General features: G+C 70.8%; 17 protein-coding genes. 8 read left to right on the top strand and 9 right to left on the bottom strand.

The genetic code is table 11. The features are described from left to right. Window positions 1-26 precede the first annotated feature (26 nt). Window positions 27-1238 (top strand): threonine ammonia-lyase, encoded by a 1212-nt coding sequence (gene ilvA, locus AC07EQ_RS39675; RefSeq protein ID WP_478392954.1) that lies wholly within the window; start codon window positions 27-29, stop codon window positions 1236-1238. 150 nt (window positions 1239-1388) lie between these two features. On the opposite strand, the gene hppD is transcribed toward ilvA, so the two are convergent. Next, window positions 1389-2534 (bottom strand): 4-hydroxyphenylpyruvate dioxygenase, encoded by a 1146-nt coding sequence (gene hppD, locus AC07EQ_RS39670; RefSeq protein WP_478392972.1) that lies wholly within the window; start codon window positions 2532-2534, stop codon window positions 1389-1391. Between the two features lie 216 nt (window positions 2535-2750). Here hppD and AC07EQ_RS39665 point away from each other — a divergent pair, with 216 nt between their 5' ends. Further along, window positions 2751-3251 (top strand): Lrp/AsnC family transcriptional regulator, encoded by a 501-nt coding sequence (locus AC07EQ_RS39665; protein ID WP_478392953.1) that lies wholly within the window; start codon window positions 2751-2753, stop codon window positions 3249-3251. A gap of 302 nt (window positions 3252-3553) precedes the next feature. On the opposite strand, the gene greA is transcribed toward AC07EQ_RS39665, so the two are convergent. Continuing rightward, the gene (gene greA, locus AC07EQ_RS39660; protein ID WP_207954845.1) at window positions 3554-4042 is read right to left on the bottom strand and encodes a transcription elongation factor GreA; all 489 of its coding nucleotides are present in this window, start codon (window positions 4040-4042) and stop codon (window positions 3554-3556) included. A 194-nt stretch (window positions 4043-4236) separates the two neighbouring features. Then, window positions 4237-4674 carry a DUF4307 domain-containing protein gene (locus AC07EQ_RS39655; protein WP_478392952.1) on the bottom strand — a complete coding sequence of 146 codons (438 nt, stop codon included), beginning with the start codon at window positions 4672-4674 and terminating at the stop codon, window positions 4237-4239. Between the two features lie 200 nt (window positions 4675-4874). On the opposite strand from AC07EQ_RS39655, the gene mca reads away from it, so the two are divergent. Both mca and AC07EQ_RS39645 read left to right on the top strand, forming a co-directional pair. Further along, window positions 4875-5756, top strand: a complete 882-nt coding sequence (gene mca / locus AC07EQ_RS39650) for a mycothiol conjugate amidase Mca (RefSeq protein WP_478392951.1) — start codon at window positions 4875-4877, stop codon at window positions 5754-5756. Continuing rightward, window positions 5753-6067 (top strand): hypothetical protein, encoded by a 315-nt coding sequence (locus AC07EQ_RS39645; RefSeq protein ID WP_478392950.1) that lies wholly within the window; start codon window positions 5753-5755, stop codon window positions 6065-6067. The genes mca and AC07EQ_RS39645 overlap by 4 nt, the downstream gene beginning before the upstream one ends. A 59-nt stretch (window positions 6068-6126) precedes the next feature. Here the strand turns inward: AC07EQ_RS39645 and eccCb are convergent, their stop codons facing one another. The 3 genes from eccCb to AC07EQ_RS39630 all read right to left on the bottom strand — a co-directional run bounded on the left by eccCb (window position 6127) and on the right by AC07EQ_RS39630 (window position 10597). Further along, window positions 6127-8694, bottom strand: a complete 2568-nt coding sequence (gene eccCb / locus AC07EQ_RS39640) for a type VII secretion protein EccCb (protein ID WP_478392949.1) — start codon at window positions 8692-8694, stop codon at window positions 6127-6129. A gap of 312 nt (window positions 8695-9006) precedes the next feature. Then, complete coding sequence (gene xylB, locus AC07EQ_RS39635; RefSeq protein ID WP_478392948.1) at window positions 9007-10392, bottom strand: xylulokinase; 1386 nt, start codon at window positions 10390-10392, stop codon at window positions 9007-9009. A 67-nt stretch (window positions 10393-10459) separates the two neighbouring features. After that, window positions 10460-10597 carry a hypothetical protein gene (locus AC07EQ_RS39630; protein WP_478392947.1) on the bottom strand — a complete coding sequence of 46 codons (138 nt, stop codon included), beginning with the start codon at window positions 10595-10597 and terminating at the stop codon, window positions 10460-10462. Window positions 10598-10872: 275 nt separating this feature from the next. Between AC07EQ_RS39630 and AC07EQ_RS39625 the strand changes: the two genes are divergently transcribed. Both AC07EQ_RS39625 and AC07EQ_RS39620 read left to right on the top strand, forming a co-directional pair. Beyond that, window positions 10873-12897, top strand: a complete 2025-nt coding sequence (locus AC07EQ_RS39625; protein WP_478392946.1) for a thioredoxin domain-containing protein — start codon at window positions 10873-10875, stop codon at window positions 12895-12897. Window positions 12898-13245: 348 nt separating this feature from the next. After that, window positions 13246-13839 (top strand): hypothetical protein, encoded by a 594-nt coding sequence (locus AC07EQ_RS39620; RefSeq protein WP_478392945.1) that lies wholly within the window; start codon window positions 13246-13248, stop codon window positions 13837-13839. 81 nt (window positions 13840-13920) lie between these two features. Here AC07EQ_RS39620 and trhA read toward each other — a convergent pair whose 3' ends face one another. Next, window positions 13921-14598 carry a PAQR family membrane homeostasis protein TrhA gene (gene trhA, locus AC07EQ_RS39615; protein ID WP_478392944.1) on the bottom strand — a complete coding sequence of 226 codons (678 nt, stop codon included), beginning with the start codon at window positions 14596-14598 and terminating at the stop codon, window positions 13921-13923. 176 nt (window positions 14599-14774) lie between these two features. Here trhA and AC07EQ_RS39610 point away from each other — a divergent pair, with 176 nt between their 5' ends. Then, window positions 14775-15551: an isoprenyl transferase gene (locus AC07EQ_RS39610; protein ID WP_132483056.1), complete on the top strand. Its 777-nt coding sequence runs from the start codon at window positions 14775-14777 to the stop codon at window positions 15549-15551. Window positions 15552-15614: 63 nt separating this feature from the next. On the opposite strand, the gene AC07EQ_RS39605 is transcribed toward AC07EQ_RS39610, so the two are convergent. Continuing rightward, window positions 15615-15860: a hypothetical protein gene (locus AC07EQ_RS39605; protein WP_478392943.1), complete on the bottom strand. Its 246-nt coding sequence runs from the start codon at window positions 15858-15860 to the stop codon at window positions 15615-15617. Window positions 15861-16170: 310 nt separating this feature from the next. Further along, window positions 16171-16416, bottom strand: a complete 246-nt coding sequence (locus AC07EQ_RS39600; RefSeq protein ID WP_478392942.1) for a hypothetical protein — start codon at window positions 16414-16416, stop codon at window positions 16171-16173. 258 nt (window positions 16417-16674) lie between these two features. On the opposite strand from AC07EQ_RS39600, the gene AC07EQ_RS39595 reads away from it, so the two are divergent. Continuing rightward, window positions 16675-17889 (top strand): DUF885 domain-containing protein, encoded by a 1215-nt coding sequence (locus tag AC07EQ_RS39595; RefSeq protein WP_478392941.1) that lies wholly within the window; start codon window positions 16675-16677, stop codon window positions 17887-17889. The last annotated feature ends 231 nt before the right edge of the window (window positions 17890-18120 follow it).

Raw genomic sequence — 18120 nt, 5'->3', positions numbered from 1 at the left:
GCGATTCGCGGTGGCACGATTGGCCCATGCGGCTGGTCGATCTGGACCGAATCCGCGGCGCCGGCGAGCAGCTCGCCGGGATCGCGCGGCGCACGCCGCTGGCGCATTCCCGTGTGCTCGGCGAGCACTGCGGCGGCGAAGTCTTCCTGAAGTGCGAAAACCTCCAGCGCACCGGCTCGTTCAAGCTCCGCGGCGCCTACGTGCGGCTGCTGGCGTTGGACGAGGCGCACCGGGCCGCCGGGGTCGTCGCGGCGAGCGCCGGGAACCACGCGCAGGGCGTTGCGCTCGCGGCATCGTTGCTCGGCATCCACGCCACGGTGTTCATGCCGGTGCGCGTGCCCCTGCCGAAGCTCGCGGCCACCAAGTCCTACGGTGCCGACGTCCGGCTGCACGGCGCGGGACTGGAGGAGACGCTCGCCGCGGCGCGGGAGCACGCGCAGCAGACCGGGGCGGAGTTCATCCACCCCTACGACCACCCCGACATCGTCGCCGGTCAGGGCACCGTCGGGCTGGAGATCCTGGAGCAGTTGCCGGAGGTCCGCAGCATCGTGGTGCCCACCGGGGGCGGCGGGCTGGTGGCGGGCATCGCCGCGGCGGTGAAGGCGGAGCACCCGCACGTCAGGGTGCTCGCGGTGCAGGCCGAGCAGGCCGCGGCGTGGCCGGTTTCGCTGGCGGCGGGCAAACCGGTGCGGCTGGCCGAAGCCCAGACGATGGCCGACGGCATCGCGGTCGGCGAGCCCGGCCCGGTGACGTTCGCGCACGTCGCGGAGCTGGTCGACGGGGTGCTGACGGTCAGCGAGGAGGCCCTGTCCAGGGCCTTGCTGCTGTGCCTGGAGCGGGCGAAGCTGGTGGCCGAGCCCGCCGGGGTCGCCGCGGTCGCGGCGCTGCTGGAGCACCCCGAGCAGGTCCGCTCGCCGACCGTGGCGGTGCTCTCCGGCGGCAACATCGACCCGCTGCTGCTGCTCCAGCTGATCCAGCACGGCATGGGTTCGGCGGGCCGCTACCTGTCGCTGCGGGTGCGGCTGCCGGATCGGCCCGGCTCGCTGGCCGGCCTGCTGGCGAAGCTGGGCGAGCTGTCGGCGAACGTCCTCGACATCGAGCACTCCCGGATCTCCGGCGCCCTTGCGCTGGGCGAGGTGGACGTGGAGATATCCCTGGAAACCCGCGGTCCCGAGCACCGCCACTACGTGGTCGAGGAGCTCGGGGCCGCGGGCTTCACCGTCGCCGCCGAAGGCTGACGCCGGGCCGTGGGTGCGGTGGGTTGGCCCGGCCGGCCTCCGGAGCGGCGTTCCGGCAGGTCCGCAGGCCGTGAGTCTTTTGGGTCGCGATAGCAACCCAAAAGACTCACGGCCCCGTGACCAGCGAAAACATCGAAGCGTCCGGGAGGGTCAGAGGTTGCCGCGGCGTTCCTGTTCGCGCTCGATCGCTTCGAAGAGCGCCTTGAAGTTGCCCTTCCCGAAGCCCAGCGAACCGTGCCTTTCGATCAGCTCGTAGAACACCGTCGGCCGGTCGCCGATCGGCTTCGTGAAGATCTGCAGCAGGTAGCCGTCCTCGTCGCGGTCGACCAGGATGCCGTGCTCCTTCAGCGTCTCGATCGGCACCCGCACCTGGCCGATCCGCGCCCGAAGCTCCGGGTCGTCGTAGTAGGCGTCCGGGGTGTTCAGGAACTCCACGCCGGCGGCCCGCATCGCGGTGACGGTCTTGATGATGTCGCCGGTGGCCAGCGCGATGTGCTGGCAGCCGGAGCCCCGGTAGAACTCCAGGTACTCGTCGATCTGCGACTTGCGCTTGCCGACGGCCGGCTCGTTGAGCGGGAACTTGACCCGGTGGTTGCCGTTGGCCACCACCTTGCTCATCAGCGCCGAGTAGTCGGTGGCGATGTCGTCGCCGACGAACTCGGCCATGTTCACGAAGCCCATGACCCGGTTGTAGAACTCGACCCAGCTGTCCATCTGGCCGAGCTCGACGTTGCCGACGCAGTGGTCCACGGCCTGGAACAGCCGCTTGGGTGCGCCGGCGGGCTTGACGTAGCTGCCCTGCTGAACGACGTATCCGGGCAGGTAGGGGCCGGTGTAGCGGCTGCGGTCGAGCAGCGTGTGCCGCGTCTCGCCGTAGGTGGCGATGGCCGCCGTCCGGATCGTGCCGTGCTCGTCGGACACGTCGTGCGGCTCTTCGAGCACCGTGGCGCCCTGGGCGCGGGCGTGCTCCACGCACCTGTCGACGTCGAGCACCTCCATCGCCAGGTCCACCACGCCGTCGCCGTGCCGGCGGTGGTGGTCGGCGAGCGGGCTGTCCGGGTCCACCGCGCCCTTCAGCACGAAGCGGGCCGACCCGGACTTCAGCACGTAGGCCTTGTGGTCGCGGTTGCCGTGCTCGGGACCGGAGTAGGCGATCAGCTCCATGCCGAACGCGACCTGGTAGAACAGCGCGCTCTGGGTGGCGTTGCCGACGACGAACACCACTGCGTCGAGCGCCTTGACCGGGAACGGGTCCTTCGAATCGTCGTGTTCGACGAGGCCGACGAGGCGCTTCATCTGGTCGAACGTGACGTCGTCGAGCTGCTCGGTCTGGCTGCCGTGGTTGACGGTGCCGGTCACGATGTCCTCCCGTTGTTCGCCGAAGCGGTGACGAGGCTCAGCGTGCGCCGGGCAGGTCATCCTGAGCAACACTCGTTGATTTCGCTGCGCAACCTGTTCAGTATTCAAGCCGAACCGCTGGCTGGATTGGTCAACCTGAACAAGGGGTGTGACATGGCTCCCAATGCCGAGGGCCTGGACGCGTTGGACGCCAGGCTGCTGTTGTTGCTGTCCGACGAACCCCGCCTCGGGGTGCTGGAGTGCTCGCGGCGGCTCGGCGTGGCGCGCGGCACCGTGCAGGCGCGGATGGATCGGCTGGTGCATCGCGGCGTCCTGCTGGGCTTCCCGCCGGAGCTCGACCTGGCGGCGATGGGCTACGGCCTGACGGCCTTCGCGGTCCTGGAGATCGCCCAGGGGCACCGGGGCCTGGTGGCGGATCAGCTGGGGGCGATCGACGAGGTGTGCGAGGTGCACGCGACGACGGGGCAGGGGGACCTGTTCGTGCGGATGGTCGCGCGCTCCAACGCCGACCTGCAGCGGGTCATCGACGAGATCGTCGGGGTGGCCGGGGTGCGGCGCACCTCGACCTCGATCGCCCTGTCCACGCCGGTCGCGCCGCGCGTCCGCCCGCTGCTGGAGCGGCTGGCCGCCGAGGACGACCGGCCGGAAGACTGACGCCCGGCGGGCGAAAAACCGCGGGCGCCCCCTGGATCGGGGACGCCCGCGGTCTCGGTGTCAGTCCTTGAACACGTTCTTTCGTTGAAGCGGCGAAGCCGCTTAGCCCACCCTCGCAGCTTGCACCGCCGCGGGTTCTCAGACGGTGCCCGCCCTTCTGGGCTACTGGGCGAGGACAGCCCCGATGCCGCGTATTGGTCATACGTAAGTCGGGGCTCCCACAGCCCAGGCGGCGGCCGTAATTCCCGCAGGGGGGCCGCCACCCGCACCGCCACGCAAGATGAGTGCGTCAGACAGATCCTTCAGCCGGCGAAGGGCTCGGCCTTGACCAGGGTCACCGACATGGTGCCGCCGTTGGGGAGCTCGTACTCCCGGGTCTCGCCCTCCTTGGCGTCCAGCAGCGCGCGGCCCAGCGGCGAGTTCGGGGAGTAGACCTCCAGCTCGCCGTGCGCGCCCTCCTCGCGGGTGGCCAGCAGGAACTTCTCGGTCTCGTCCTCGCCGTCGTAGCGGACCGTCAGCACCGAGCCGGGCCGGGCGATGCCGGACTCGGTGGGCACGTCGCCGACCTTGGCGGTGCGCAGCAGTTCCTGCAGCTGGCGAATGCGGGCCTCGATCTGCCCCTGCTCCTCGCGGGCCGCGTGGTAGCCGCCGTTCTCCCGCAGGTCGCCTTCCTCGCGGGCCTCGTTGATCTTCGCGGCGATCGCCGGGCGGTTGGCCACGAGCTCGTCCAGCTCTCCCTTGAGCCGGTCGTAAGCATCCTGGGTCAGCCAGGTCACCTGGGTCTCGCTCACGGTCACCACTCCTCGTCGACTGCGGCCCGCGTTTTCCCACGGGCGAATTGCATTTCCGCGCCTTTGATTTCTCGGCCATTGGCCAAGTAACGGAAAAACACGGCCCGCGCGGGACCGTGCTGAAGTCGACAATAGCACGAAGCACCACACCCCGGGTCGGGATTTTCCCTGCACCCGGCGTGGTACGCCGGTGTTCACCCAGTTGGCCGTAGGTGGGTGGACAAATATTCAGGAACGTTGTAAGTGCAGCCGTACACCTCCCCAGTGCCGGCTAGGGCGGAGGTCCGCAGCACAGTCTCCTGCCTGATGGTGCCGTCCGCGGGTTGGATCAGAACTTCTTTGCGACCGACTTCCACGCCGGACTTGGCGCGGGCGCGCACCACGCAGTCGGCGGGCCGCTGCGGCTCGTCGCGCTGCACTTCGAGCACGATGCGCACGGAGTGGTCGTCGATCGCTTCGAAGGCGATCTGCTTGCCCTCGATCGGCGCGCTGCCGAGGTTGCGGTAGCCCACGATCGCCACGCCCACCAGGGCGACCAGCACAACCGAGATCAGCGCCCAGCGGAGGGCCGGGCGCGGGCGCGTGCGAGCACGCGATCCGTACCGGTCCTGCGGGATCTGCTGGTTCGTCACCGGGGCTGGACGGCCTTTCGACTTCGGGCTTCGCCGCCGCCCGCGGACGGGTGATGCGGGGGCTGGCGCCGAGCAAGTCGGACCCACCGGGAACAATGGGACCCGACATCCACGTTAAGTATCCCTGGGGTGTCCCGCGGCCTGTCGGCGGGGCCGTGTTCATGAGAGATGCTTGCAAAGCAGGAGGGGATTACCCGGCGATGGCGGACAAGCTGCGGCTGATGACGGTGCACGCGCACCCGGATGACGAGTCCAGCAAGGGTGCCGCGACGACCGCGCGTTACGTGGCCGATGGGCACGAAGTGATGGTTGTCACCTGCACCGGCGGTGAAGCGGGCAGCATCCTCAACCCGGCCATGGACCGGCCGGAGGTCGTCGAGAACCTGACGGAGGTCCGCCGCGCGGAGATGGCCGAGGCGGCCAAGATCCTCGGCGTGCAGCACCGGTGGCTCGGCTTCGTCGACTCCGGGCTGCCGGAGGGCGACCCGCTGCCTCCGCTGCCGGACGGCGTCTTCGCGACCGTGCCGATGGAGGTCTCGACCCGCGAGCTGGTCAAGGTGGTGCGGGAGTTCCGCCCGCACGTCGTGATCACCTACGACGAGAACGGCGGCTACCCGCACCCGGATCACATCCGGTGCCACGAGATCTCGGTGGCGGCCTTCGACGCGGCCGGTGACCCCGACCTGTACCAGGACGCGGGCGAGCCGTGGCAGCCGCTGAAGCTGTACTACTCGCACGGCTTCTCCCGCAAGCGCATGCAGCTGTTCCACGAGGCGCTGCTGGCCGGGGGCATGGAGTCCCCGTACGGCGAGTGGCTGGCGAAGTGGGACTCGACCCGCCCCGATCCGGACGAGCGGGTCACCACGCGGGTCGAGTGCGGGGAGTACTTCGAGCAGCGCGACGACGCGCTGCGCGCCCACGCGACCCAGATCGACCCGACCAGCCGCTGGTTCGCGGTCCCGCTCGACATCCAGCGCGAGCTGTGGCCGACCGAGGACTACGAACTGGTGCGCTCGCTGGTCGACACCACGTTGCCGGAGGACGACCTGTTCTCCGGTGTGCAGGAGAAGGTGTGCGCATGAGTGCCACGGAAGCGGTCACCTACGTGCTCGCGCAGACGCCCGTCCCCGTGACGCCGGACCCGGGCGGCCAGGGCGAGGACTTCGGCAAGTCCTCTCCGGTGGGGCTGGTGCTGCTGGTGGTGTTCGCCATCGCGGTGGTGTTCCTGATCCGCTCGATGACCAAGCACCTGAAGAAGGTGCCGGTCGTCTTCGACGAGCAGAAAGCAGCGGCGGCGGCCCCGGCGAGGGTGAAGCGCGCCGAAGCGGAGCCGGCGGAAGAACCCGAAGCCGAGCAGAGCGAGGCGAAGCCGGGCAAGGGCGAAGCCTCCTAGCGAGGCGAAGCAGGAGCGGGGCCATCCGGAGTGCCGGATGGCCCCGCTCGCTTTGGGGGTCAGGTTTCCAGCGGATGCGGGATCCAGGCCACGCGGAGGCTGGTGTCGGTTCCGATCCTCCGGTCCAGGCGTGCCTCACCTGCGTCGCGCGGGCGCTCGCCGAGGCCGCCGGCGCCCCACGTGATCCCGGGCGCGTCCCTCAGGATCAACCGGTACGCCTCGTAGCTGAGCTCTGAGACGATCTGGTCCCGGCCTCGTTCGAGGTCCGCGTTGTAGGCGAGGACCACGTGGAGACCGATCTTCTCGGCGTGCGGCAGCAACTCGTCCAGGCCGCAAAGCGCGTTCAAGCCCTCCTCGCGGCGCACCAGGTCGAAGTCGTCCACCACGAGGAACGCCTTCGGCCCGACCCACGACTTGGGTTCGCCGCCCGCATCCGGAAGTCGTTTGCGCAGCGCTGCGGTGAAGTCCTTCAGGTCGCTCCTCGCCTGGCCCGCCGCCCGGACGTAGGACAAGGTGTGGCTGTCGGGCAGCAGGGCGTGGTGGTGCTCGCGCCGGTAGTCGATCACCAGCGCCATCGCTTCCTTCGCCGGGTACGCCGCGATCCCGCGCAGCACGTTGCGGATCACGGTGCTCTTGCCGGATTCGTGGCCACCCGCGATCAGCACGTGGCGGTGGCGGTCTCCGTTCAGCGTCAGGATGACCGGGTTGCCGTGGCCGTCGATGCCGATGGGGATGGCGTCCGGCTCGGCCTCGGGGAGTTCGTCGTAGCCGACGAGCTCCGGTGGGCGGCGCAGTTGGGCAGGTCGGTCGCCGGGCCAGGACTTGCTGATGAGCTGGACGACCTCGCGGGTCTTCGCGGCGAGGTCGTCTGGCAGGGGCTCGTCGGCGTGGTCCGGCAGTTCGTCGCCCAGCACCGGGACGTTGATCGCGCATCGGAGTCCACTGTGGAGTCCGCTGCCGGGCTTGTCCGGTGGGACGGAGTCGGCGTGCTCGGCGGAGATCAGCGAGTCCCGCGGGTCCGCCAGCCGCAGCTCGATGCGGCCGCCCGCGAGGTCGCGCAGCTCGCGGGGCAGGTCGTCCCAGCGGTTGGCGGTGACGACCACGTGGATGGCGTAGGACAGGCCGCGCCGGGCGAGGCGCAGGATCCGATCGGCGAGACCGGGGTGCTGGTGCACTTCGGGCCAGCCGTCGACGACGAGGAAGTGGTCGGTCGCGGCTTCGCCGAGCGGCTCTTCGCGGCGGCGTCGGCGGAACTCGTCGGCCGAGTCGATGCCGTGCTGCGCGAAGGACTTCTCCCGCTCGCCGAGCAGCGTTTCGAGTTCCTCGACGGCGAGCGCCACGAAGTCCGAGTCGTGGCTGGCGGTCACCACCCTGGTGTGCGGCAGGTCGCGCAGCGAGGCCAGCCCGCCGCCGCCGAAGTCCAGGCAGTGGAAGCGGACTTCGGCCGGGGTGTGGGTGAGCGCCAAGGTCAGCAGGGTCGTACGCACGGCGGTCGACTTCCCGCTGCGCGGGCGGCCGACGATCGCGACGTTGCCATCCGAGCCGGCGAGGTCCAGCAGCAGCGGCTCGTGCCGGTGGTGGAACGGGTTGTCGAGCACGCCGATGGGCACGCTCAGCGGAGTTTCCGGCTCGGCGTTGAATCCCCGTTCCTCGGTGACCCCCAGCGGCAGGTCGATTCCGGCCGGTTGTTCGCCCGGCGGCGGCAGGACGAGTTGGCGGGCCGGCGGGCCCTGCCCCCGGACCCGCTCGGCGAAGATCTGGGGGATGGTCTGGAAGTAGTCGCCTTGAGGAGTCCCGTGCGGCAGGTCGGTGTAGGCGGCGCGGAAGCGGATCGGCTCCTGGCGCAGGCGAGCCAAGTACCCGTGACCCGGGGCATCCAGCAGGTCGCGGGCCCGGCCGATGAGTCTGACCGCGTCAGCTTCGCTGGTCCGCAGTGCGATCCGGGTCGCGGTTGCGCTCGCGAGCTCCGGGATCTGCTCGGTCGAGGTCGCGGTGTACACCAGCTTGATCCCGGAATGCCGGTAGCGGACCAGCCGGTCGATGGTCGCGGCGAATCCGGGCCGGTCGCGCAGGACGCCCGGCAGGTCGTCGATCGCGACCAGCAGCATCGGCACCGGCTCGGCATCGGCCTCCGGCTGGAGGCGTTGGTAGTCAGCGAAGTTCTTGACCTCCCACCGGTTGAACTGCTCGACCTGCCAGGCGAGCAGGCCGGTCAGCGCCTCGTCGAACCGCCGGCCGGTGAGGTCGTTCGAGCGCATCGGTTCGGCGAGCGCGGTGTGCGGGATCGGGTAGAGCGAGCGCCAGACCTGGTCGTCGTGCTCGCGGCTGATGCAGGCGAAGTTGACCGCAGCGGAGGAGTGCGTCGCGGCCAGCCCGTACAGGATCGTGCGCAACAGCTCGGACTTCCCGGACCCGGCGGAGCCGAAGATGCCGACGCCGCTGCCGGTTTCCTTGAAGTCCAGGTGCACCGGCCTGCCGTGGTCGTCAACGCCGATGGCGACCCGGAACCGCTCCTCGGCGCCGCGCGGCTGCCAGGCCTCGTCGAGCCTGGCCTGTGCCGGGTCGCCGAATCCGACGAGGTCGAACAGGTTGATCGGCTCCTCCGGCTTCGCCTGGGTGCGAAGCACCTGCGTCGCTTCGGCGTTCGGGGCCGGCGGCGCGACCGGTCGCGGAGGAGCGGGCGGCGGAGGCGGCGGCATGGGAGACCGACCGGGGGGAGAGCCGGGCGGCATGCCAGGGTGCGGCGGCGGCGCCATGGGCCGGTGCGGCTGGAACGGCGGATGCCCTGGCTGCAAAGGAAACTCCCCCTGATCGATCACCTGCGCAACGGCACCGTATCCGATCGGGCGGCCGCCCTCGGCCGGACGAGCGGCTTCGCCATGGCGTCGTGAGTGGCGATTCCGGTAAGAACCGGCTTCACCACTCACGAGCATGCCCGGTCAGGCGCCGTGGACCTGGGTGAATGCGCCGGTGTGCTGGTCTCGGATGCGGGCTCCCGCTTCCGGGTCGGTGACGTCCAGTTCCGCAGCTCCTGGTAGCAGCCACTCGGGCGGATTCGGCGTTCCCGCCAGCGCCCATGCCGCCTGGCGGGCCGCGCCTCGGGCGACGTACTCCGCCGGCGCGGGCACCGTCACCGGAACGCCGAAGATCAGCGGCGCCGCCACCTGCACCGCCCGCGACTGGGCCGCGCCGCCGATGAGCAGCACCCGGCCCACCTCGACGCCCTCCGCGCGCAGCGCGTCGACGCCGGCCGCGAGCCCGCACAGCATTCCCTCCACCGCGGCCTGCGCGAGGTTCTCCGGCGTCATGTTGTCCCGCCGGAGCCCGGTGAGGGTTCCGGCGGCGTCCGGGAGGAACGGCGTGCGCTCGCCGTCCAGGTACGGCAGCAGCGCAAGGCCGCCCGCACCGGGCTCGGCCCGGCCCGCCAGCTCGTCGAACTCGGCCATCTCGACACCGAGCATCGCCGCCGTCGCGGTGAGCACCCGGGCCGCGTTGAGGGTGCACACCAGCGGCAGGAAACCGCCCGTCGCGTCGGCGAATCCGGCGATCTGGCCGCTCGGGTCCGCGCTCGGCCGATCCGCCCGGGCGAACACCGTGCCGCTCGTGCCCAGCGACACCACGACGTCGCCGGGCCGGACGTCCAGGCCCAGCGCGGCGCCCATGTTGTCGCCCGTTCCGGCCGACACCAGCTTGCCGTCCCGGGTGTGCCCGGCCGCTTCCGCCGGGCCGAGCACCCGCGGCGTTCGGGGCGTCCGGCCGCCGAACGCGGTGGCCAGCACGTCCTCCCGGTACCGGCCTTCGCGGGGCGACCAGTAGCCGGTGCCGGAGGCGTCGCCGCGATCGGTGACGAACTCGCCGGTCAGCCGCCAGGTCAGCCAGTCGTGCGGCAGCAGCACGTCGGTCACCCGGTCGGCCAGGTGCGGTTCGTGCTCGGCCAGCCATCGCAGCTTGCTGGCGGTGAAGCTGGCGACCGGCACCGAGCCGATCGCCTCCGCGCACGCCTGCGGCCCGCCGAGCTCCTCGGTCAGGTCGATCGCGGCCTGCGCGGAGCGGTTGTCGTTCCACAGCAGCGCGGGCCGCACCGGCACGCCCTGCTCGTCCAGCGCCACCATGCCGTGCTGCTGAGCCGCGATGCCGATGGCCGCGACGTCGTCGAGGAGGCCGTCGGAAGCCGCGGTCAGCGCCCGCCACCAGTCCTCCGGGTCGGCGACCGTGCCGTCCGGGTGCGGTGCGCGGCCCTCCCGGAGCACGGTTCCGGTGTCGGCGTCGCAGACCACGACCTTGGTGGACTGGGTGGAGGAGTCGATTCCGGCGACCAGGTTCATCGGGCCGCTCCCAGGTTGTCCACAGTGGAATTCCTCGCTCGCATCGTTTCCTCGGATGATTCTGCTGTCACGGCACGAGCCGCACCTCGGTGCCGGGAGCCCGGTCCGTGGCGAGTTCGTGCTCGGGCGTGGCGTCGTCGGTGACGACGAAGTGTCGCGGCGCAGTTGCCGAGCAGCGCAGGCAGGACGTGCTGCGGCACGTCATCGAGCACGGCGCGGCCCGGCGTCCGATGGCCGCACGTTCCCCATCGCTACTCCTGCGGGCGGGCGGCGGCATCCACCGTGGTCTCGTCGCGTGTTCGCACAGCGCCGAGGCGCATGGTCGTCATCCGCCGCTCCTCAAGATCCGCGAGTGGCCGTCATTATTAGCAGAGATGCCGTCGGTTGTAACACGTTGTGTGATAAATCGGAGCGCGCAGCCGGGGTGCCAGGAGGGGCGGGCTGGGTGCGCCCGGTTCGGCGAAGTGGGAGGCTGGGCGCATGGCGAACCGGCTTGCGAACGCGACCAGCCCCTACTTGCTCCAGCACGCCGACAACCCGGTCGACTGGTGGCCCTGGTCGCCCGAGGCGTTCGCCGAGGCGCGGCGGCGGGACGTGCCGGTGCTGCTGTCCGTCGGCTACGCCGCCTGCCACTGGTGCCACGTGATGGCGCACGAGTCGTTCGAGGACCCGGAGATCGCGCGGGTGATGAACGAGCACTTCGTGAACATCAAGGTGGACCGCGAGGAACGGCCGGACATCGACGCGGTCTACATGGAGGCCACCCAGGCGATGACCGGGCAGGGCGGCTGGCCGATGACCTGCTTCCTCACCTCGGAAGGCGAGCCCTTCCACTGCGGCACCTACTACCCGACGGCGCCCATGGGCGGCATGCCGTCGTTCGGTCAGCTGCTGCACGCCGTGGCGCAGGCCTGGGAAGGCCGCGGCGAAGAGGTCCGGAAGGCCGCCGCCCGGGTGGTGGAGCAGCTGGCCGCGCAGCGCGCCCCGCTGCCGGAGTCCATTTTGGACGAGGAGGTGCTGGCCGGTTCGGTCTCCCGGCTGCACGCTGAATTCGACGCGGCCCACGGCGGGTTCGGCGGCGCGCCGAAGTTCCCGCCGTCGATGGTGCTGGAGTTCCTGCTGCGCCACCACGAGCGGGTCGGCGTGCCGGGCGGCGAGAACGCCGCGCTGGAACTGGCCGAAGCGACCTGTTCGGCGATGGCCCGCGGCGGCATCTACGACCAGCTGGCGGGCGGCTTCGCGCGCTACAGCGTCGACGCCGCGTGGGTGGTGCCGCACTTCGAGAAGATGTTGTACGACAACGCCTTGCTGCTCCGCGTGTACGCGCACCTCGCCAGGATCGGCAGCCCGCTCGGCGAGCGGGTGGCCCGCGAGACGGCCGAGTTCCTGCTGCACGACCTGCGAACGCCGGAAGGCGGCTTCGCGGCATCGCTGGACGCCGATACCGAAGGCGTCGAAGGGCTCACCTACGTGTGGACGCCCGACCAGCTGCGCGAGGTGCTCGGGCCGGTGGACGGGGACTGGGCGGCGGAGCTGTTCGAGGTGACCGAGACGGGAACCTTCGAGAACGGCGCATCGACGCTGCAGCTCAAGCGGGACCCGGACGACCATGCCCGCTGGCGCCGGGTGCGCGACAGCCTCCGCGAAGCCCGCGACCGGCGCCCGCAGCCGGGCAAGGACGACAAGGTCGTCACCGCCTGGAACGGCATGGCGATCACGGCGCTCGCCGAGGCCGCGGCGGTGCTCGACGAGCCGAGCTGGGTCGAGGCGGCGGCGCAGGCGGCGGATCTGCTGCTGGAGCGGCACCTCGTCGACGGCAGGTTGCGGCGCACGTCCCGCGACGGAGTGGTCGGAACGGCCGCGGGGGTGCTGGAGGACTACGGCTGCTTCGCCGACGGGCTCCTCGCGCTGCACCAGGCGACCGCCGAGCCGCGATGGCTCGATGCGGCGTGCGGACTGTTGGACACGGCCCTGCAGCAGTTCGCCGACGCCGACCACCCGGGCATGTTCCACGACACGGCGGCCGACGCCGAGTCCCTCGTCCGGCGCCCCTCCGATCCCACCGACAACGCCAGCCCCTCCGGGGCCTCGGCGATCGCCTCGGCCCTGCTCGCCGCTGCCGCGCTCGCCGGCCCGGACGCAGCCGGGCGCTACCGCTCGGCGGCGGAGCAGGCGCTCGGCCGCGCCGGGCTCCTCGCGCAGCGCGTTCCCCGCTTCGCGGGTCACTGGCTCAGCGTCGCCGAGGCCCGCGCGCACGGCCCGCTGCAGGTCGCGGTGGTCGGCGAAGCCGACGACGCCGACCGCGCGGCGCTGATCGCCGCGGCGCGGCGGCACGCCCCAGGCGGAGCCGTGGCGCTGGCGGGGGAGCCGGAGGCGACCCGGGTGCCGCTGCTGGCGGAGCGGCCGCTGGTCGGCGGAGCCGCGGCGGCGTACGTGTGCCGGGGCTACGTGTGCGACCGCCCGGTGACCACGACCGAAGAGCTCGTCGATTCCCTCGCCCGCTGACCCTCTGCGCGCTCAGGACCCCGACTCGCGTATGCGGCGGCCCCTGGCCGATGTGAAGTGAACGGCCTGTTCGTCGCGATGCACGAGGCGAACGGGCCGTTCACTTCATCCGCCCAGGGCTGGCGAGCGCTGCTATCCGGGAGTGAACGGCCTGTTCGTCGCGATAGATGAGGCGAACGGGCCGTTCACTCCACTCCGGCCGCTCCGGGTGCTGCAAGCCGCCCTCCCGGCCTGCTTTGCGCACACGCCTACCCCCAAGAGGACGCCCCCGGTTTCGCCGCGAGCCGAACGACAACCCTACCCACCTGCGATGTAAGCGTGTAATCATGTAATCGGGAGGTGGGAGTCATGCATTCGAGATTCGGACGAACGGCTCGCGGCCGAGGCAGGGGCGGGCCGCCGTGGGCGGGCGGTGGCCGGCGCAGCGAGCCGCCGACCGCCGCCGACGCCACGGCCTGGTTCACCGGGCGGCTGCCCGAGGGTTGGTTCGCCGGCGGCCCGGCGGTCACCGTCGACCGCGAGGAGATCCTGGTGGTCGGCGAACTGCCGCCGGTGGACGGCGAGTTCGCCGACGACGCCGAGCGCGCCGCAGCGGAGAGCGGGCGGATCGCCCGGTTCCGCGAAGAGACCCGCGAAGAGCGGATCGAAATCGCCCGCCAGGCGGAGCACCGCTACGGGCGCAAGGTCGCCTGGGGCGCCAGCCTCGGCGGCACCGAGGAACTGTTCACCACGCTGTCCGTGCCGGTGATGACGAGGCTGCACCAGCCCGAGCGCATGGTGCTGGACACGCTGGTGGACGCCGGGGTCGCCCGGTCCCGGTCCGAGGCGCTGGCCTGGGCGGTGCGGCTGGTCGGCAGGCACACCGAGGACTGGCTCGGCGAACTGCGCGAGGCCCTGTCCAAGGTCGACGAGCTGCGCAACCGAGGCCCCGAGGGCGGCTGAGCAAGCGAAAGGGCCCGTGCGCACTTCGTGCTGCCATAGCGGCACAAAATGCTCACGGGCCCTGACCTGGCGGAACGCGCGTCAGGCGTAGAGCGCGAGCCAGATCGCGATGTGGTGGCAGATCGCCGCCAGCGACACCGCCGAGTGGAAGAACTCGTGGTAGCCGAAGGTCTTCGGCCACGGGTCGGGCCGCCGGGTCGCGTAGAAGATCGCGCCCGCCGTGTACATCAGCCCGCCGGCGATCAGCAGCACCAGCGCCGCCACCCCGGCGTTCTGCAGCAGGTCGGGGAACACGAACACGGCGACCCAGCCGAGCGCGATGTAGACCGGCACGCCGACCCAGCGCGGCGCGTTGGGCCAGGCGAGCTTCAAGATCACGCCGCCCAGCGCCCCGCCCCAGACGACGGAGAGCACCACCGCGCCCGTCGTGGGCTGCATGGCCACCATCGCGAACGGGGTGTACGTGCCCGCGATGAACAGGAAGATCATCGAGTGGTCGAGTCGCCGCATCCAGGTGCGCGCGCCGATCGTCTTCCAGGTCTTGCGGTGGTAGAGGGCGCTGACGCCGAACAGCCCCAGCACGGTCGCGACGTAGATAGAGGTGCCCACCGCGGCGGCGGCCGACACGGTCGAAGCGGCGAGGGCGATCAACGTGGCACCGGCGGCGACGGACACCACCAGCGACCAGAAGTGGATCCAGCCGCGCATCCGCGGCTTGACGAATGCCGTCGGGCGGCGAGCGGTGAGGGCGCTAGTCACACCTCGAGGTTACGGGACCGTAGGTTCGGTGCGGAGACCTCGCACCCGCCCCTGTGATCGGAAGTGGCCAACGGCACTCGAAGGCGGGGTGTCGCGCATCCCGTCCGTGACCTGCGCGGCACGCTGAGCTGAGGTGGGGGCCACGGCCCGCCGGCATCCGCGTAGGCTCATCGGGCGTGGCGCTCAAGGTTCGGTTGAAAGAACTCATCTACGACGTCTACGAGCGGCGGCTGCGCCGCAAGCTCGACGGGGTGGAACACCCCAGGCACGTCGGCGTCATCTTGGACGGCAACCGCAGATGGGCCAAGGAAGCCGGCCTGGACGCAGCCCACGGACACCGCGCCGGCGCCCGCAAGATCGCCGAACTGCTCGGCTGGTGCGACGAGGCCGAGGTCGAGGTCGTCACGCTGTGGCTGCTGTCCACCGACAACCTCAACCGCACGTCCGAAGAGCTGAACGCGCTGATGGAGATCATCGCCGGGGTGGTGGACGAGCTCACCGACCCGGCCACCCCGTGGCGGGTGCGGATCGTCGGCGCCCTCGACGTGCTGCCCACCGAGACCGCCGCCCGGCTGTCCGCGGCCGCCCTGCGGACCAAGGGCCGCACGGGCATGCAGGTCAACGTGGCGGTCGGCTACGGCGGGCGCCGGGAGATCGCCGACGCGGTGCGCAAGCTGCTGCAGCAGCACGCCGAAGCGGGCACCACGATCGAAGAGCTCGCCGAGGTGCTCACCGTCGACCACATCGCCGAGCACCTCTACACGTCCGGACAACCCGACCCCGACCTGCTGATCCGCACCTCGGGGGAGCAGCGGCTATCCGGCTTCATGCTGTGGCAGTCCGCGCACTCCGAGTTCTGGTTCACGGAGGCGTACTGGCCCGCCTTCCGCCGCGTCGACTTCACCCGCGCGCTCCGCGACTACGCGGTCCGGCACCGCCGCCTGGGCCGCTGACCCCGGGACGGCGAAGGGCCAGGTCCCGCAGGACCTGGCCCTCCCGACGCGATTCGCCCTGGGTCAGCTGCCCTTGGGGTGGTCGATGATCGGGGCGTTGACGCAGTTGTTCAGCTGCGGCGACACGATCGGCACGACGGCGCCGAGGACGGCGATGTTGTTGCCGCAGGCCTGAACCGGCAGGACGCTCAGGTTGTTGTCGTTCAGGATGTTGATGCCGTCGTTGTCCGCGCTGTCGGCGTTGGCAACGGGGGCGAGGGCCAGCAGGCCGGCGGCGGCACCGGCGACGATCGCAGCCTTCTTCAGCACTAGGGTTCACTCTCCTTTGATTACCGCGGTATTCGGAGTTCACACCGGGGACTTCGGAAAGCCCGCGAGGTGGCCATCGAGTCTGGCGCGTTCCGGCAGAAAAGCTAACCCGGCGCGGGCCGGATTCCCAAACTCCGTAACACTATTGTGTGAACGCGAATCTCGTTTCCGCTCGTCGCGGCCCGGAATTCCGGCGGGGAGTGGACTACCGGCCCGTTTTCCGGCACGCAAAAAGGAGCGCCGGGGCAGGCCCGGCGCCCTTTTCGTCACCTAATTCCGCGTACCAGATCCAGGTGATCCGCCCGCTGGGTCAGTAGCCCTTGGGGTGGTCGATGATCGGGGCGTTGACGCAGTTGTTCAGCTGCGGCGACACGATCGGCACGACGGCGCCGAGGACGGCGATGTTGTTGCCGCAGGCCTGAATCGGCAGGACGCTGACGTTGTTGTCGTTCCCGATGTTGATGCCGTCGTTGTCCGCGCTGTCGGCGTAGGCGACGGGGGCCAGGGCCAGCAGGCCGGCGGCGGCACCGGCGACGATCGCTGCCTTCTTAAGCACTTGGGTACTCCTTGTTGGATGGGATGAAGAGCGCGATCGAATTCCCGGCTGCGCACCCCAATGTTCAGCCGGGGTGACCCGCTCGGCGTGAAAGATATCCAGCCAAAGTGGAAAAACGACACCTTGTTAACACCATTGTGTGATCTTCAGGTGTCGCGGCCGTCCTTTTTGTTGCGTCGGCAAATGCGCGCGGTTTCGGCGGCCGCGGAAAAGGGGACCACCGTTCCGGCCCGCGAGCGCGCGGCGTAGTGTCCGGATGTGGACTCCGAAGCGCTCGTGGCCGAATACGTGCTCCTCGGGCTCAGATTCGACCGGCTCGTCCAGGGATTCGTGGATTCCTACACCGGCGACCCGGCGCTGCGGCGGCGGGTGCAGAACGAGGCGAGTCCCGACCCGGCGCGGCTGACCGCCGACGCGCGCCGGCTGCTCGCCGCGCTGCCGGAATCCGGCCTGGCCGAACCGCGCCGCCGGTTCCTCGCCGCGCAGCTCACCGCGCTGGAGTGCTCCGGGCGCAAGCTGGCCGGCGAGCAGGTGCCGTTCCCGGCGGAGGTGGAGGCGTACTTCCAGGTCACGCCGGCGCTCGGCGATCAGGACGAGTACCGCGAGGCGCACCGCCTGCTGGCCGAGCTGTTGCCCGGCCGGGGCTCGATGCCCGCGCGCCTGGCCGCGGTCCGCAGCCGGGACGCGGTGCCCGCCGACCGGCTCAAGGTCTGCGTCCAGGCGCTTTCGAGCGCGCTGCGCGATCGCGTGCGGCGCCGCTTCGGCCTGCCGGTCCAGGAGGTCGTCGAATACCAGATCGTGACGGACAAGCCCTGGAGCGGTTTCAACCACTACGTCGGCGACTACCGATCGCGGGTGGCCGTGAACGCCGATGTCGGGCACCGGGCCGCGAACCTGCCGCAGCTCGTCGCGCACGAGTCTTACCCGGGCCACCACACCGAGCACTGCCGCAAGGAGGCCGGCCTGGCGGTCCGGGACGCCCAGGCCGAGCACACGATCTTCCTGGTCAACACCCCGCAGTGCCTGATGGCCGAAGGCCTCGCCGACCTGGGCCTGCAGGCGGTCGTGGGGCCGGGCTGGGGCCCGTGGGCGGCGGAGATCTTCGCGGACCTGGGCATCCGGATGGAAGGTGAGCTGTCGGAGCGGCTGGAGCTCGCGATGAGCCGCCTGCTGACGGTCCGCCAGGACGCCCTGCTGATGCTGCACGCCGACGGCGCGGACGAGGCGGAGGTTTCCGCGTACCTGCAGCGCTGGCTGCTGATGCCGGACCAGCGGGCGCGGCACCTCGTCCGGTTCATGCGCGATCCGCTGTGGCGCGCCTACACCACCACCTACGTCGAGGGCTACCGGCTGTTGCGGAGCTGGCTGGAGAACCGCCCGGCGGGCACATCGAGCGCCGATCGTTATCGCCGGTTGCTTGACGAACCGCTGGTGCCCGAGGCTGTCCGGGCCGAGCTGGCGGCCCGCGTCTGAGTCGTTCACCCGGTGAAGATCACCTGAATGGCGTAGTCATGATCACGTGGCGTGCCCCCTCCGCGCCGGGCCGCGGAGGGGGCCTGACCTGCTGCCGGACTCGGATCGACCTTGGCCCTGATCCGTCGGCGAATCCGTGACCTGGGCGAATCCCGTGCCATATGAAGAAAAGTTGACCAGTCGGCGAATCACCTGTGTGGCTGCCTGCCGAGATGCAATCCCGCCGGTAGC

Source organism: Saccharopolyspora sp. NPDC045839, from assembly GCF_056431645.1.
The sequence above is the reverse complement of the archived record's forward strand: the minus strand, read 5'-3'. Positions and strand labels throughout refer to the sequence as shown.